Annotated in this window: 16 protein-coding genes; 10 read left to right on the forward strand and 6 right to left on the reverse strand. The window is 43.9% G+C overall.

What is annotated here, in order from left to right; all coding sequences use genetic code 11:
• Window positions 1-16: 16 nt before the first annotated feature.
• Complete coding sequence (locus ACFOJ8_RS11415; RefSeq protein ID WP_380650739.1) at window positions 17-925, reverse strand: LysR family transcriptional regulator; 909 nt, start codon at window positions 923-925, stop codon at window positions 17-19.
• 114 nt (window positions 926-1039) lie between these two features.
• Here ACFOJ8_RS11415 and ACFOJ8_RS11420 point away from each other — a divergent pair, with 114 nt between their 5' ends.
• Complete coding sequence (locus tag ACFOJ8_RS11420) at window positions 1040-2143, forward strand: 5-methyltetrahydropteroyltriglutamate--homocysteine S-methyltransferase (protein ID WP_380650741.1); 1104 nt, start codon at window positions 1040-1042, stop codon at window positions 2141-2143.
• 22 nt (window positions 2144-2165) lie between these two features.
• Window positions 2166-3509, forward strand: coding sequence for an MFS transporter (locus tag ACFOJ8_RS11425; protein WP_380650743.1), 1344 nt, complete (start codon window positions 2166-2168; stop codon window positions 3507-3509).
• 83 nt (window positions 3510-3592) lie between these two features.
• Here the strand turns inward: ACFOJ8_RS11425 and ACFOJ8_RS11430 are convergent, their stop codons facing one another.
• The 5 genes from ACFOJ8_RS11430 to ACFOJ8_RS11450 all read right to left on the reverse strand — a co-directional run bounded on the left by ACFOJ8_RS11430 (window position 3593) and on the right by ACFOJ8_RS11450 (window position 7865).
• Window positions 3593-4600: a PTS sugar transporter subunit IIC gene (locus ACFOJ8_RS11430; protein ID WP_380650745.1), complete on the reverse strand. Its 1008-nt coding sequence runs from the start codon at window positions 4598-4600 to the stop codon at window positions 3593-3595.
• A 72-nt stretch (window positions 4601-4672) separates the two neighbouring features.
• Window positions 4673-5515, reverse strand: coding sequence for a MetQ/NlpA family ABC transporter substrate-binding protein (locus ACFOJ8_RS11435; RefSeq protein WP_380650747.1), 843 nt, complete (start codon window positions 5513-5515; stop codon window positions 4673-4675).
• A 21-nt stretch (window positions 5516-5536) separates the two neighbouring features.
• Window positions 5537-6220 (reverse strand): methionine ABC transporter permease, encoded by a 684-nt coding sequence (locus ACFOJ8_RS11440; RefSeq protein WP_380650749.1) that lies wholly within the window; start codon window positions 6218-6220, stop codon window positions 5537-5539.
• Window positions 6213-6950 carry a methionine ABC transporter ATP-binding protein gene (locus ACFOJ8_RS11445; RefSeq protein WP_380650751.1) on the reverse strand — a complete coding sequence of 246 codons (738 nt, stop codon included), beginning with the start codon at window positions 6948-6950 and terminating at the stop codon, window positions 6213-6215. The genes ACFOJ8_RS11440 and ACFOJ8_RS11445 overlap by 8 nt, the downstream gene beginning before the upstream one ends.
• 198 nt (window positions 6951-7148) lie before the next feature.
• Window positions 7149-7865 (reverse strand): thymidine kinase, encoded by a 717-nt coding sequence (locus tag ACFOJ8_RS11450; protein ID WP_380650753.1) that lies wholly within the window; start codon window positions 7863-7865, stop codon window positions 7149-7151.
• A gap of 90 nt (window positions 7866-7955) precedes the next feature.
• Here ACFOJ8_RS11450 and ACFOJ8_RS11455 point away from each other — a divergent pair, with 90 nt between their 5' ends.
• The 8 genes from ACFOJ8_RS11455 to ACFOJ8_RS11490 all read left to right on the forward strand — a co-directional run bounded on the left by ACFOJ8_RS11455 (window position 7956) and on the right by ACFOJ8_RS11490 (window position 16794).
• Window positions 7956-9209 (forward strand): YeeE/YedE family protein, encoded by a 1254-nt coding sequence (locus ACFOJ8_RS11455; protein WP_380650755.1) that lies wholly within the window; start codon window positions 7956-7958, stop codon window positions 9207-9209.
• A gap of 120 nt (window positions 9210-9329) precedes the next feature.
• Window positions 9330-10757 (forward strand): aldehyde dehydrogenase family protein, encoded by a 1428-nt coding sequence (locus tag ACFOJ8_RS11460; protein WP_380650757.1) that lies wholly within the window; start codon window positions 9330-9332, stop codon window positions 10755-10757.
• A gap of 65 nt (window positions 10758-10822) precedes the next feature.
• Window positions 10823-11788 carry a dihydroxyacetone kinase subunit DhaK gene (dhaK, locus tag ACFOJ8_RS11465; RefSeq protein ID WP_380650759.1) on the forward strand — a complete coding sequence of 322 codons (966 nt, stop codon included), beginning with the start codon at window positions 10823-10825 and terminating at the stop codon, window positions 11786-11788.
• Between the two features lie 13 nt (window positions 11789-11801).
• A complete protein-coding gene (dhaL, locus tag ACFOJ8_RS11470) occupies window positions 11802-12383 on the forward strand; it encodes a dihydroxyacetone kinase subunit DhaL (RefSeq protein ID WP_380650761.1) in 582 nt (193 codons plus the stop codon).
• Window positions 12380-12742, forward strand: a complete 363-nt coding sequence (dhaM, locus tag ACFOJ8_RS11475) for a dihydroxyacetone kinase phosphoryl donor subunit DhaM (RefSeq protein ID WP_380650763.1) — start codon at window positions 12380-12382, stop codon at window positions 12740-12742. Before dhaL ends, dhaM begins: the two co-directional genes overlap by 4 nt.
• A 587-nt stretch (window positions 12743-13329) precedes the next feature.
• Window positions 13330-14391, forward strand: coding sequence for a type 2 isopentenyl-diphosphate Delta-isomerase (gene fni, locus ACFOJ8_RS11480; RefSeq protein ID WP_380650765.1), 1062 nt, complete (start codon window positions 13330-13332; stop codon window positions 14389-14391).
• Between the two features lies 1 nt (window position 14392).
• Window positions 14393-15895: a phytoene desaturase family protein gene (locus tag ACFOJ8_RS11485; protein ID WP_380650767.1), complete on the forward strand. Its 1503-nt coding sequence runs from the start codon at window positions 14393-14395 to the stop codon at window positions 15893-15895.
• An 11-nt stretch (window positions 15896-15906) separates the two neighbouring features.
• The gene (locus tag ACFOJ8_RS11490; protein ID WP_380650769.1) at window positions 15907-16794 is read left to right on the forward strand and encodes a phytoene/squalene synthase family protein; all 888 of its coding nucleotides are present in this window, start codon (window positions 15907-15909) and stop codon (window positions 16792-16794) included.
• Window positions 16795-16807 lie beyond the last annotated feature (13 nt).

A 16807-nucleotide genomic window follows, 5' to 3' on the forward strand; every position in this document is an offset into this window, starting at 1 on the left:
TGTTTCTCGTGAAACATCAACGCATATGCTGCGTCCGCGCCCTCAATTCTTCGAGGTACAGACGTGCCATGCGGCTGAGCTCAACCTTCTTGCTGATCACCCATCCTACTTTGATTGTATCCTCTACTTCCAATGGAACTTGAACAATCTCTGGACTATCTAAATCTTCGCTGAGGATTCCTGTTGAAATGGTATAACCATCAAGTCCGATCAACAGGTTGAACAATGTCGCCCGATCACTAACCTGGATGCTCTTCAAGCTTTGGATTGTGCTATAAATTTCTTCGGAATAGTAAAATGAATTGAACTCCCCTTGTTCAAAAGCAAGTCTTGGATAAGGCTCAAGGTCTTCAAGCGTTACTGATCTCTTTACCGCCAATGGGCTGCTTCTGCTAATGAAAACATGTGGAGTAGCTTCAAAAAGTTCAGTGAATTCGAGCCCTTTTTCACTAATAAGTTGAAGTAGTACCTTTTCATTGAAAGCACTGATATAGAGAACTCCGATTTCACTTGTCATATCCTTTACATCATCAATAATTTCATATGTCCGTGTTTCTCGGATCGCAAACTGATACTTCTCCCCGCCATACTTGCTGATCATGTCCACAAAGGCATCCACCACAAAGGAATAATGCTGAGAGGAAACTGAGAATAATTGTTGTGAAGGCTCGGCATTGAAATAGCGCCGGTCTAGTAATTCGACCTGCTCATTAATCTGGCGAGCATAACTCAGAAACTCAGCCCCATCACGGGAAAGCGAGATGCCTGTGGATGTCCTTATAAAAAGTACAATCCCAAGTTCGTTCTCCAGTCCTTTGATTGCTTTAGAGAGCGTAGGTTGGGATATGTACAACCTCCTTGCTGCTTCGTTAATGGAGCCGCTCAACACGACTTCTATAAAGTATTTCAACTGTTGAAGTTTCATGACACATCTCCCAGATATAGCTATTAGTTATAACGCACTATAATATTTAACCGTTACACTATATCTTATATGCATGATAGGATTTATACAACATCATTTTGAAAGAGGGATTTTGTGAATACACTGGATACGAAATACATATATAGAGCAGACCATGTCGGGAGTCTACTGCGCCCTGAAAAACTTAAAAAAGCAAGACAGCAGTTTTCGGAAGGAAACATCAGCAAAGCAGCTTTAAAACAAGTTGAAAACGAAGAAATTAATAGAATCATTGAAAAGCAGAAGTCTCTTGGACTGAAAGCAATTACTGATGGAGAACTAAGACGTTCATGGTGGCACTTCGATTTTCTTGAAGGACTTGATGGTGTTGACGGCTACTGGTCAGGGGAAGGGATTGCTTTTAAAGAAAAAACAACGAAATCGAGAGCTATCAAAGTGACTGGAAAACTCGATTTCACTAATCATCCGATGCTCGAAGATTTTAAATATGTCGCTGAACAAGCGAAAAATCATACTGCCAAATTTACAATTCCGAGTCCAAGTATGTTGCATTTTCGTGGAGAAATTGATCCGGCAATTTACCCCGATGAAGATGTGTTCTTTGATGATTTGGCGAACGCATATAAGAAAGCTTTGAATGCTTTCTATGATGCAGGCTGCCGCTACCTTCAGCTTGATGACACCTCATGGGCATACCTCTGTTCTGAAGAACAGAAAACGCAACTCAAAAACAAAGGACTTGATCCCGGTCATCTTGTACAAAAGTATCTCGAGACTCTGAATAGGGCTGTTGCCGATCGACCGTCAGATCTTAAAATTACAATGCATATTTGTCGTGGAAACTTCCGTTCTACATGGATTTCTTCAGGTGGCTATGAGCCTGTAGCTAAAGAAATATTCGGCAAGCTCAATATTGATGCATTCTTTCTTGAGTACGACAGTGACCGTGCAGGTGACTTCAGACCATTACGTCATGTCAACCGCAAAGATCTTACTATCGTACTTGGCCTCATCACTTCAAAGCACGGTGAACTCGAGAGCAAGGATGAAATAAGAAAAAGAGTCGAGGAAGCAACCCAGTATGTGCCTTTGGAACAGCTTGCACTCAGCCCCCAATGCGGCTTTGCATCTACCGAGGAAGGCAATCTACTGAGTGAAGAAGAGCAATGGAAAAAGCTTAAGCATGTTGTGGAAATCGCACAGGATATCTGGTCTTAAGTAGGCAGTAGGGAGGAAAGCAATGCGCACAGTTCAATTGGAAGCAGTCATCGATGAGAGTCGCTTCAACAAATTTCATTTGCTTGTATTCATATGGTGTTTCTTTGCGATATCATTCGACGGCTTTGATATCGCACTCTATGGCATTGGTCTACCACTGATGACTCAGGAATTTGGCCTCAGCGCCGCACAAGGCGGCGCACTCGGTAGCTATGCCTTGATTGGCATGATGGCCGGCACATTTATTCTTGGCTCTCTGTCGGATGTGATCGGACGCAAAAGAGTAATGGCATCATGCTTGCTCATCATCAGTCTATTTAATATGCTCGCTGGGTTCGCCCCGAATGAGACAGTTTTTATCATCCTGCGCTTTATTGCTTCAATGGGAATGGGTGGACTCATGCCTGTTGTCATCTCTCTCATGACAGAGTATTCACCGAAGAAGAATCGGGCAATGATTGTGGCGATTATGTATTGTGGCTATTCCTTCGGAGCAATCTTTGCGTCCATTATCGGCATGGTGCTACTTGAAGCTCTCGGATGGCGTTTCATGTATTGGATCAGCGTTCTACCACTCCTGGCGCTGCCATTTTTTCTAAAACAGTTTCCAGAGTCCTTGTCCTATCATGTCCCGAGAAATCAAGGAAGCAAGATTGCAGACATCCTTAATCAGATCGATCCCAAAGGTAACTACCAGGCAGCACATCGGTTCGAGCTCGCTACTGTCACAAGCACTGGCAGGGGGATTCCGGTGAATAGGCTGTTCCAAGAAGGACGTGCTCTCACGACCGTGGCTTTCTGGATCATGGTATTTAGTTGCTTGATGATGATCTATGGCCTTAACACGTGGCTTCCCACTATCATGATGGAATCTGGCTTTGGTGTTGCTTCAAGCCTCTCCTTCATACTCATTTTGGCAGTGGGACAGATTATCGGTTCGCTGGCGGGTGGCTCCCTCGTAGACCGCATCGGCCATCGCAATGTGCTTCTATTAATGTATCTCATTGGTGCTGTTAGTTTCGTTGCTCTAAGTGTCACGCAGACGCCTATACTCCTATATGTATTAATCGCTATTGGCGGAGCCTGCACAGGCGGTACCCAGAACCTTGTCAACCCTTATATCAGCACCTTCTATCCGGCTGACATAAGGGGCACAGGACTGAGTATGGCAGTAGGTATCGGGCGTCTTGGCTCGATTTGCGCTCCAATACTGATTGGATTAGTACTTATGACAAGTATCTCTCCTCAAACGGCATTCATGGCTTTCGCCATACCGAGTCTGGTCGGATTCACAGCCTTGTTACTGGTTCAGGAAAAGAATACAGTGGCGGCTAAAGAAGAAGTTGTGTCCGGTACATCCGGATAGATATATGATTTTAATACAAAAAGCACATCAGCTATTACTGATGTGCTTTTTGATTTACTGTATATTTTAGAGACTGCTTTAGTCTAATCGAAGTCTGTATTGCGAACAGGATAGTTCCTGAAAAAATGGCTACCGATATAACCGACAATACCCGATATTACTGCTACGATGACTGCATATATAATGACTTGAGTTGCAGGATTGTAACCAAAGAGCACAAGGAGTCCAGCCGTAGGTGTTGCGGTGCCTGGCGCATCATTGATAAGCCCTGAATAAGCAATGACAATACCACTTAATCCTCCACCGATGAAATTCGTAGCATATATGGGGATTGGGTTGGCTGAGACGACATCTGCTTTTGATAAAGGCTCCACTGCGACCGACAGCACGGATTTCATATTCCCTATCTTAAGTTTATGAAATAGGGTTCCATTTATGAATGCAGAGCCAAAGGCTGCCAGACTTCCCACAGCCATCGGAATACCTGTCAGCCCAAGAAGTGCCGTAAGTGCCATTGAACTGAGAGGAGAGGTTCCGACTACAGTAATGATGCCACCTAACATGAGCCCCATGAGGATGGGACTTGTATCGGTAGCGACCACGATAATATTACCAATATTGAGCAGTGATGCATCTATCAGCGGGGAAATCAACAGGCCGATCAATCGCGTGACTGGTACGATGACTATGATGACCACTATAAAATCTAGCCCGTTGGGAATTTTTTGCTCCATATACTTTACAACGAAAGAGATGAGGTAAGCCGCAAAAAAGCCCGGTATGAGTCCGATACCACCGCAGGAAACAGCGATAAGTGCGGAATTGAGTGGATTGACACCCATCGTCAAAGCTACGAGAAAAGCAACAATAACGCCACTCAGTAAGCCTGCTTCAGTGCCTGCTTCCTGAAAAAATGGAAGGCCGAAAATGTCCCCGATCACAAAAGTTTGGAGCGCCTCCACCAAAAATGTGGCAATTGCTGCTGCTGCGAGCGCGCCCATAGCCTTACCACCGTGTGGGGCGTAGTAGGTGAAGACTGTAAAAAAAGCGAGTAAAAGTACGAGTAATCCAATACCAACTATCTGATCCATTTATTCTCCTCTATGTTCAAACGAAATTTGATAAGATTCGACTATAGCACATACATGCTCAGTATATCCAGACTATTCTTCCACTTGGAAGGCTGGTTCAAGGTGGTCTTCTTCACTCAACCCGTTCAGGTAGTCATATACTTCTTGTGAAGTGAATGCTTCCCTGAGTGCCTGGATTGCTTCTGAGTCCTGGTTATCTTCACGTGCCACAAGCTGAATAGCAAACGTATTATCCTCGTCTTCTTCAAGCAGTACCGCATCTTCAGGCGTGAGATCGATACTTGAGATGTAAGTTGGATAGTTGAAAACAAGCTCGACGCCATCTTCATATGCACCCGTCAGATTAAGAAGATCGACATGCGTAAACTCCAGGTTGTATGGATTCTCTACAATATCATCGACACTTGCACTGTGCTCGGCTCCAGACTCCAAGGTAATGATGCCGTGATGGTCGAGAATCATCAGTGCACGGGCTTCATTTGTTGCATCTGAAGGTATTGCAACCTCTGCGCCATCCTCTAGCGATTCTATGGAATCATATACAGGCGAATAGAAACCGACAATCGCATTGTAAAGCGGCTGTAGTGCTACTAGATCGGCATCGCGCTCTTCATTGAATATTTCCATGAAAGGTTGATGTTGTGCAAAGTTGGCATCGACTTCTTCATTGAGAAGCGCTTCATTGTATTGGATGTTATCTGATACTTCGACCAGTTCGACTTCGTATGGTGCTTCTATCGCATCTCCGGCAATCTCTACGATATCCGTCATTGGAGGGAGATGGGATGCCACTTGTATGACGACTTCCTCTTCAGAAGCACTGCTATCTTCTGGCGCTTCCTGTGTACTTTCTTGTCCGCCACATCCGGCCAGAAGCAATGCAAATCCACTTAGTAATAATCCTTTTTTCAACATATTAATAATCTCCTTCTACTTTTATCTTTTATCTAACTTTCTGGCAATCTTCAATCCAAGCCACTGGGCTAGGATAACAAATATGATGATCACAACGATCGCAGTATACATAATATCTGTTTCATATCTTTGGTATCCGTAACGGATAGCAAAATCACCAATGCCGCCACCACCGACTACACCCATGATGGTGGAGTAGGAGATGAAACTGACGAAGGCCGTAGTGAATCCGATGATGAGAGAGCTTCTTGCCTCAACGTACAGGAATTTCCATACGAGCTGAGATGTCGTTGCTCCCATGGATTGTGCCGTTTCCGTCACACCTCTTGGTACATCGTGGAGAGACTGTTCTACAAACCTCGCATAAAGCGCAATCGCAATAAGCATCATGGGGAATGAGGCTGCAACTGGGTCTCCTGTAGCACGGCCGTAAAGCAGTCGGATTAATGGTTGCATAACAACGACCAACAGAAGAAATGGAAATGAGCGCACAATGTTGACGAATATATTAGCCAGTTGGTAAAGAAGCTTGTTCTCCATCGGTTTCCCCTTAGAGGTAAGATAGAGCAGCGTACCGAGAGGAAGGCCTAGTAAGATTGCGGCGACCATAGCAAATATCATCATGATTCCCGTTTCGACTAGGCTCTCAGATAATCTCGGTGCATATTCGACAACACGCTCAATATAGAGGTTGAAGCTACTCATTTCTCAGCACTTCCATTATACGTTCATAATACGACTGGCTCGATCGCGGTCCGCTCTCCCGCACAATATCTATTGTATCCACAAGCTTCCCTTTCTCTAAAACTGCTGCCCGATGACACAGAGCTTTTATTACACCCAATTCATGAGTGACAATGACAACGGTCATATCGTATTCGTCCCGTGCTTTATTGAGAACATCTGTAATTTCGTAGGTTGTATTTTCATCGAGCGCAGAAGTAGGCTCATCGCATAACAGTATGCGCGGACGTGTAATAAGCGCTCTTGCGATACCAACACGTTGCTTTTGGCCTCCAGAAAGTTCAGCGGGGTAACTATCGCGCTTATCGGCAAGACCAGTAAAATTTAGAACCTCATCGATGGTTAGGGCTTGGTCATACTTATGCAACTTCAGAGGCAGAAGAATATTGTCCATCACTGTTTTGTTAGCTAGGAGGTTAAAATGTTGGAATATCATCCCTATATCCTTTTGGTGATTCCTGAGATTTCTTCCTTTAAGTTTATTGACTGTCGCGCCCCCGACTATAACTTGGCCGGAGTCTGGTGTCTCCAAAGCATTGATAAAACGCATCAATGTCGACTTACCGGCGCCACTTTCACCGATAATGCCGAATATCTCCCGCTCCCTAATAGACACATTAACATCATCCACGGCTTTGAACTGACCTTCCTTGCCGAGAAAAGATTTAGAAACCCCCATCATCTCTATCATAAAATGTACCTCCACGGTTTCAATTCCTTCATTTGCTGTCGGATTTCAATAACATCACATAAACCCTCACAAGATAGAAGGAACTAAAATATTCTTTCAGCAATCCTGTTTCAAATTTTATCCTTCTACAGAGTGAGTTCCGCTACCAATGCACGAGGAATGGTTCAACCAGTCAGACCATCTGCAGCCAAGGAACCTTCAGTCCAAACCAAGTCTTTCTTTATAACATTTTCTGCAGACCGGTACGTACTCCTCATCGCCAATCTGTATCGTTTCACCAACATTGGTCGGACTGCCACCGAGAAGCCGCATATTCAACGTCGCTTTCTTATTACAGAACTGGCAGATCGTCTTCAGTTCATCAATCGCATCTGCCAGTTCAAGCAGCACTTGGCTCCCTGTAAACAGTTGGTTGCGGAAATCCGTCTTTAAACCAAAACATATGACAGGAATGTCGAGCTCGTCCGCGATATCACTTAGACGATAAACGTCCCTTTTCGACAGAAACTGCGCCTCGTCGACGACTACCGCATGCACCTGATTCTTCTCGTGGAGAGCTTTCACATCTTGGTATATGGTTTCTGTCACATACTCACATACCAGTTCAAGACCAATTCTGGACTTGATTTTTCTATATCCGCTTCTTGTGTCTATAGGGGTGGAATAAGCAAGGCACTGCTTCCCCTGCGTTGTATATTGGTGATGAGTCGTAATAATCTGATTACTTTTGTTGCTCTGCATCGTCCCATACCGGTAGTATAACTTCGCCACTTGAATACCTCCGACTTCATTTGTGCAAGGCACTTTTCTCATTGCTGTCCCGAGTGTGCAGATCCAGCATCCTAATGCTTCAATATTATACCTTCTTTTCTGTTTCACTACAATTGTGCTGTGTGCAGAAAATACTTTGTTCATCTGTCACACTTAATTCTTGACCTAAATACTAGGATATAATAAAATGTCCAGATATTAAACAAACTTTTCTTTACAAAAGGGGTTCTATCCATGTCGACTAAGGTCCAACCAGTAAATGAAGTGAGAGATCCGGTAGCACGCCGCTCCCTCACTCTCGATCCGCCTCAAAAGTTGCTTGTTAGCGGTGGGCTCATTGCTAGCTCTATGCTATTTATATATCTTGCCGTTACACAATCAATCGCCCAGCCCATACTCATGCTCCTCGGATTGCTTCTCGGGTTTACATTATTTCATGCGCGCTTCGGTTTTACTTCTGCATTTAGGCGCATGATGTCCGTCGGCAACGGTCAGGCACTACGTGCTCATATGCTCATGTTGGCTGTTGCTGTCACGTTGTTCGCTCCAATCCTTGCATTTGGAATTTCATTCTTTGGCCAAGAAGTCGCTGGCTACGTCTCGCCGGTCGGCATCAGCCTGATTGTCGGGGCCTTTATATTCGGCATCGGCATGCAGCTCGGCGGGGGATGTGCCTCGGGGACGCTTTATGCCATCGGTGGCGGACGCACGGTCATGTTCATCACCTTGATTTTCTTCATCATAGGTGCAACAGTTGGCGCGTATCATTTACCTTTTTGGACTGAGGAATTGCCCGCCTTTGAACCCATTTCACTTGCCACGTCCACAGGCTTCGGCTACGGCGGGGCATGGCTCGTTTCTATTATATTGTTCGGCCTGATTGCTTGGGTGACGGTCCTTATCGAAAAGAAGAGAAAGGCACCCAGAATAGCCCCCCTACCAACCACACAGGGTTGGAAGCGAGTATTCAGAGGTTCTTGGCCACTTTTTGCAGCAGCCATCGCACTGGCTGTGCTTAACGCCCTTACATTGATGACACGAGGGACACCTTGGGGCATAACATCAGCTTTTGCGCTCTGGGGATCAAAAATAGCAGATATATTCGGTGTAGACGTTGCTTCTTGGGGATACTGGCAAGGCGAAAATGCTATAGCACTGGAATCTTCAATTTTCGCAGACTCTACTACTGTCCTCAATTTCGGCGTCATTCTTGGTGCTTTTATTGCCTCAGCAGCGGGTGGCTTGTTCAGATTCAGCAAAATCACACTTGGTAATTTTTCTGCATCCGTTATTGGTGGACTGCTTATGGGATACGGTGCACGTCTTGCATTTGGATGCAATATCGGAGCATATTTCGGTGGCATTGCATCATTCAGCCTACATGGCTATATATGGGGAATACTGGCACTTGCAGGAACATTCCTAGCACTTTATCTTCGCCCGCTTTTTGGTCTTTCAGTGCCTAAATCCAATGACTCAGTATGCTGAACAGAGCAGGTTATCCCAATCGGGATGGCCTGTTTTTTAATTTTTTTTGCCACCATGATTAGAACCGTATCATTTAGGATAAAAGAAGAGTAAATAAAAGCTTTAAAGGGGAATAACACAATGAGAAACCAGACAAAGCAGTATATAAATGGTGAGTGGGTCGATAGTAATAGTGGCGAAACAATTGATGTCATTAACCCTGCCACAGGCGAGGCATTCGGTAGAATTGCTAAAGGGAATTCCGATGATGTCAACCAGGCCGTAGAAGCGGCGCACGCCGTTTATCTGGAGTTCCGTCATACACCTGTAGAGGATAGACGCGCACTGCTCGATCGGATTGTGACGGAGTATGAAAATCGCAAGGAGGATCTGATTGAAACGATTACGGATGAACTTGGCTCTCCACTAAAAATGTCCGAAGAAACACACTACCAAGCCGGACTCAACCACTTTCAGGCTGCTAGAGACGCGCTAGATACTTTTGAGTTCGAAGAACAAAGAGGAGAGCACTTGGTCGTCAAGGAAGCTATTGGTGTTGCTGGTTTGATTACACCATGGAACTTCCCAACTAACCAGACCGCACTGAAGTTGGCAGGCGCCATCGCTGCTGGTAGCCCTGTCGTTATGAAGCCGTCCGAAGAAACACCATTTGCGGCAATTATACTTGCTGAGATTTTCGACAAGGCCGGTGTGCCGAAAGGTGTCTTCAACCTCGTTAATGGAAACGGAGAAGGTGTCGGCGATCCACTTAGTGAACATCCGAAAGTACGCATGATGTCCTTTACGGGATCCGGACCTACCGGTTCCAAAATCATGGAAAAAGCAAGTAAGGATTTTAAAAAGGTCTCTCTTGAACTGGGTGGTAAATCTCCGCTCATAATCTTAGAAGACGCCGATATTGCGGAAGCTGCAAAACTTGCAGTAAGAAAAGTCGTTGCTAATTCTGGGCAGGTGTGTACTGCAGGGACAAGGACATTGATACCTGAATCGAAAAAAGAAGCCTTTCTTGAAGCTGCGAAACAGGAGATGGAGCAAGTCAAAGTAGGTGAGCCACGTGAAGAGGGGACGACAATAGGTCCATTAATCAGTAGAAAGCAGTTCGATACAGTCCAATCCTATATTGAAGAAGGGACAAAAGAGGGGGCCACTCTGTTCTATGGCGGTAGTGGACAACCCGAAACCCTAGATAAAGGGTACTATGTTAAGCCAACGATATTCTCTGACGTTACAAACGACATGACGATTGCACAAGAGGAGATATTTGGACCTGTAATGTCAGTCATCACATATAAAGATCTTGATGAGGCCATCAAAATTGCCAACGACACGAAGTACGGCCTTGCTGGATATGTATTTGGTGAAGATATGGAGACACTCAAGCACGTTGCCCGCAGTATTGAGGCAGGTACCGTTGAGATTAATGGTGCAAAAGGTCGTCCCGATTTGCCGTTCGGTGGCTACAAGCAGTCAGGTCTCGGCCGTGAGTGGGGCGATTATGGCATCGAGGAATTTCTCGAAATCAAATCCATCAAAGGTTATTTTAAATAATAAGCGATACTACCCCGATTCGTTATGAATTGGGGTATAAGTATTGGTGAGAAGGAGGAAAAGGAATGAAAAAACTTGTGAATCAACGAGAAAATTTTTTGGGCGATATGTTAGATGGACTAAAATTGCGCGATTCGAACATCGAAATCCTAGAAGAAACGATTGTAGTGAGGAAGGAAAGGAAAAAGAGTGGTGTTGCACTTGTTTCAGGTGGTGGAAGTGGACACGAACCAGCGCACGCAGGCTATGTTGCTGAAGGGATGCTAGATGCTGCGGTGTGTGGAGAGGTGTTCACTTCTCCAACTCCAGATAAAGTACTCGCTGCAATAAAGGCAGTAGATAACGGAGACGGTGTATTGCTCATTATTAAGAATTACAGTGGCGATGTTATGAACTTCGAAATGGCACAGGAAATGGCACAAGCAGAAGGCCACAATGTAGCTTCTATTATTGTCAAAGACGACGTAGCGATTGACAACGAAGAACAGAGGCGTGGGGTTGCAGGTACTGTCATTGTCCATAAGTATGCTGGGTACCTGTCGGATCAGAACTTGTCGTTAGATCAAATCACCGAGAAAGTGGAAACAATGATGGAAACCCTTTATTCCATCGGTATGGCAATAGAACCCTGTTTAGTTCCAACCACTGGAGAATATGGCTTTAATCTTGCTGAAGATGAGATGGAGATCGGTATTGGTATACACGGGGAAAAGGGAATATACCGTGAGAAGTCGGAAACTGTAGATAAGATTGTGAACCGATTATTGGAAGAACTTTTTAAGCACACAAAAAGTTCACGATTGATTGTTATGGTTAACGGTATGGGTGGTACGCCGGATAGCGAGCTCAGCATAGCTGCAAAATATGTGATGGAAAACCTGAGCTCTCGCGAAGTTACTGTTTCGAAACTACTCGTTGGAGACTATATGACTGCACTCGATATGCAAGGGTTCTCGCTTACTGTCCTAGATGAGAACCAAACAGTTTTGGATGCTCTAGAAGCAAAAACTGATTCCAAATATTTCAAATAGGAGGTTCTAAAAAGTGAATGGTGACCAACTGCTTCGACAGATGCATGGATTGAAGTCTGTTTTTGAGAATAAGGAAAGTGAGCTCACAAGTCTTGATCGTGAAATTGGCGATGGTGACCACGGCGTAAATATGAAACGAGGGTTTTCGGCTGTCAGCGAGAAAGTCTCAGCAGGATCCGCCCCAGAAGTTATGAGGCAGACAGGGATGACCTTAATGAGTTCAATTGGTGGAGCAAGTGGACCACTTTATGGTTTCAGCTTTGTGAAAATGAGCGAAGTCGCCAAAGAAGATATCGACAAAGAAAACCTAATTGAAATTCTAGATACTTTTGCTGCTACAGTAGCCAGCAAGGGGAAGGTAGAGGGGGGCGAGAAGACAATGTACGATGTCATTTCCAAATCCTCAGAGCTTCTACGTAAAACCGGTGCGCTCAAGCTCGATGACCTTCAATCCTTGGCCCAAGACACAGAAGAGATGATGGCGACCAAAGGTCGTGCTGCATATTTCAAAGAACAATCGAGAGGCACGATAGACCCTGGTGCACAAAGTGCTGTCTATGTTATCCACGCCTTAGGAGAGGGTGTTGCAGAATGACGGAAATTTTGATTATCAGTCACAGTAGAGATATAGCTGAGGGGACTAAAGCGCTCATTTCTCAAATGGCAAAAAAAACAGTTGTTCAAGCCTCAGGTGGCATGGATGGCGGTATCGGTACTAGCGTCGATCAGATCAATGATATGCTTAGATATGTCCAGGAAGATACGATTTGCTTCTACGATATTGGTTCCAGCAAAATGAACCTTGAAATGGCAGTAGAAATGTATGAGGGCAATCACACACTTCATATTTCCGAGGCACCCATCGTTGAGGGTAGTTTCTTAGCTGCTGTTGAAAATAGCATCGGTACAGAGATTCACACTATCATTGATAAGCTGAATGAAATGAAGAAATAAACGAGATAATTCGCAGTTTTCATATAGAACTGCGGATTTTTTAGTTTTCTTTATTTTACAACTCACAATATACTATTTTGAGTGAGTGAAGCGGTCTATTATATAACGATGCAACGGCGTTATATAAATAATGATATACACCTACATACAGCAATTCACAATGTTAAAAGGAGCAATGTATCGTTCTTCTAATAATATGTCCTCGTTATGGCGACTACGAATAGCCTCATCTCAAATTCCATTTTATGTTTGTTTTAGCATCCATTTTAATGTTATTTTAAACTATATTGTGCGCTTATCATTTTACAAAACCCTTACATATCATTGATAATTATAAATACCAACAGTATCTTAAGTGCTACTGACTACTGATGAATCATTTCCTCAGGAGGGCAGAACAAAGAGACGATAAAAATAAAATACAGTATAATTGATATCTTGGATTCCACTCTGTCGCCGCCCTTCTTGTTAGGAGGAGCTACAAAATCTTACCATTACCTACTTGTCTATGGAATCCATTGTTCATCCGTGGCTAAATCATGTGAACCATCTGAAAGTAGAGAAATTGAAAAGGAAGGCTGAGTGGAATGAATAGAGAGATCGACTTGAGAAGCCAGAGAAAAGACGAACACGTTAGACATGCTCTTAATCAGAATATTGATGGAATAGATTCTGATTTCAACCATGTTCATTTTGTTCATCACTCCATCCCTTCCTTCAATATGGAGGAAGTAGACCTTTCGACTCGTATCGGTCCACTAGAAATTAGCCAGCCACTCTACATCAATGCCATGACAGGCGGTAGTGAATGGACGCGAACAATCAATGGCAAACTAGCCGAAGTTGCCAATGCCACAGGAGTACCTATGGCAGTCGGCTCCATGCATGTTGCTCTGAAGCACCCAGAACTTGCAGATTCTTTCACTATTGTCAGAAGTCGCAATCCAAATGGTCTCATCTTTGCGAATGTCGGGGCTGATGTTTCGCTAGAAGGTGCAGAGCGTGCAATTGAGATGATTGACGCAGATGCGTTACAAATCCATATCAATGCTCCACAAGAACTCATCATGCCAGAGGGTGATCGCAACTTTAATATATGGCGTAGTAATATCGAGAACATCGTACAGCACGTCAAAGTCCCTGTCATTGTTAAAGAAGTTGGATTTGGTATGAGTAGGGAAACACTTCAGATCCTCAAAGATATCGGTGTTAAATACGCAGACGTGAGCGGGAGAGGTGGTACGAATTTCGCTTCAATAGAAAATACTCGTCGCGAGAATAAGGACATGGACTACCTCAAAAACTGGGGCCTTTCTACAGCAATTTCGCTGCTCGAAGCTGAATCATTCGTTGATGATATGTCGATCCTAGCCAGTGGAGGCGTCAGAACACCGCTTGATGCCATGAAATGTCTTGCTCTTGGTGCCAAGGCGGTAGGAATGTCTCGGACAATGCTCGAAAAGGTGGAATATAATGGTGTTGAGTCAGCGATTGAGTATATTCATCAATTCCGTCGCCAGATGGACAAAATTTCCGTTATGATCAATGCAAAAAGTATGGAAGAAATCACTAGAAGCTCGATTGTTTTCAGCCCTGAAATTCTTTCTTGGCAGAAACAGCGTTCGCTACATACCCGAGGGAGCCATTAAAATGACAAAAACAATAACTATTATCGGTGCAGGAGTTGCAGGACTTGCAAGTGCAGTGCGTCTACAGAATGAAGGATATGATGTCATTATCCTTGAGAAGGAGTCTACGCCAGGGGGTAAGATGAACCGTATCGACGTCGATGGATATTACTTCGACCTTGGACCTACCATCGTGATGATGCCTGAACTTTACAGAGAGGTGTTTGAACTCGCGGGCCGTGATCCTGAAGACTATATCCCAATGCAGCGGCTTGATCCCATGTACAGTGGATATTTCGACAACGGAACCAAGCAATATCAGGTCACTAACGATCTAGTAAAAAACATTGAAATGTTTGAAGAGATCAGTGATAAGGATGCTGAAGGCTTCATGAGATACTTGAGTGATCTGTATGGAAGGTTCAACGTTGCTAAAAAACATTTTCTACAAAGGCCATTCAGAAGTCAGAAAGATTTCTATAACCCCTTTATGATTGGACAGGGGCTCAAATTGCGTACACTGAGCAACGCTGAAAATCTGATGAAGAAGTATATCAAAGATAAACGTATGAGACAGATGATAAGCTTTCAAACCCTCTACATCGGTGTATCTCCTTTTAAAGGACCCTCGCTCTATACTATTATCCCAATGATAGAATTTTTATACGGTGTATGGTTCATTAAGGGCGGCATGCGTACCATGGCTTCCGGTATGGAACGACTGTTCCTCGAGCTCGGAGGTAAAGTTGAATACGATTCAAGTGTGGAACGTATTGTCATAGAGGATAATAAGGCTATTGGTGTTTCAGTAGATGGAACTTTCGTCCCTTCAGATTATGTTATGTGTAATGCTGACTTCCCTTACGCTTTAAAACATCTTGTAGAAAAGCCGGAACATAAAGGCAAATACGTGGATGAGAAGATAGATAAAATGGATTATTCGTGTTCCTGTTTCGTGCTTTACTTAGGCATGGATAGAAAATATCCTGAGATTGACAATGTGCACAACTTTGTTTTTTCAGAAGATCTCGACACGAACATCAACCAAATTTTTGATGGTGACATACTTGAGGACCCGTCACTTTATATGTACGTTGCTTCAAAAATTGATCCTTCTCTTGCTCCAAAAGATAAGGATGGCATTTATATACTAATGCCAGTCTCCGACCTCTCTACGATGAAATACGAATGGACTGATGAAATAACGCAGTTATATCGCGATAAGATCATTGAAAAAATAAAAATGCTTCCAGGAATGGCGGATTTTGATCAAGAGATTGTTACAGAGAAAAGAATGACCCCCCATGAATTCGAAGGTCGCTTCAATGCTTATAATGGTGCAACTTTCGGACTTAGACCAACTTTGACACAAAGTAATCATATGCGTCCTCAAAGTAAAGCGACACACTGCGACAATCTATACTTTACTGGAAGCAGCACACATCCAGGCGCTGGTGTACCGATTGTACTATTGTCTTCAAAGATTGCTGTTGGAGAACTTTTGAAGGATGAAAATCATCGATAGGAGATGAGGATATGATGGGACCCCACACACCCTCACTGGAAAACGACTACAAGATATGCGAGTCCATAATAAAGGAACACTCCAAAAGCTTCTACTATGCTTTCTCCAGCTTACCCGAACTGGATGCAAAAGCGGTGTATGCCATCTATGCCTTCTGCCGAATGGCAGACGATGCTATTGACCATGCAAGTGATAAAGCACATCGCTTAGAAAATCTCGACAAGCTGAAATCGGAACTAAACGCATTCCTTGCTGGGAATCGACCTGATACGCCAATGTGGCGCGCATTAGAAGATACATGTGACCGCTATGATATTGACGAATCCATGCTCTATGCTCAAATCAGAGGCCAAGAAATGGATGTAAGCTTCGAACAGCCAGAAAATTTGGAGGCACTCATTCACTACAGCAATCATGTTGCGGGATCTGTCGGCAGGTTGCTTTTGCCAATATTGTGCAATGATCCATCAGCCGAACGAAAAGTTAACGCAGAGAAACTTGGAGTAGCAATGCAGCTCACCAATATATTGAGAGATGTCGGAGAAGACTTTAGACAACATGGGCGTGTTTACATACCGACGACCACGTTGAAACGCCACGGTTGTTCTATGAATCAGATTGAACAGGGAAGAGCTGACCAGGCTTTCGTTGACGTATGGGAAGACCTTGCCGCCGAAGCAGAAGCATTATATGACAGCTTTAGAGATGAGATCAGTCATTACAAAAAGGAAGCACAGCTACCACTTTTGATGTCATTATCTGTCTATCGAGAAATTCTAAATGAAGTGCGTAAGAATCGTTACGATTGCTTTACAAAGCGGAATGTTGTCTCCATGACACGAAAAATGAAAATTAGGAATGAAGAAATGCGGTTTTTGAAAAAAATAAAAAATGTTTGAGAGGCGGAAGATT

It is taken from the genome of Salinicoccus sesuvii, assembly GCF_042648145.1.
Taxonomy (GTDB): Bacteria; Bacillota; Bacilli; order Staphylococcales; family Salinicoccaceae; genus Salinicoccus; species Salinicoccus sesuvii.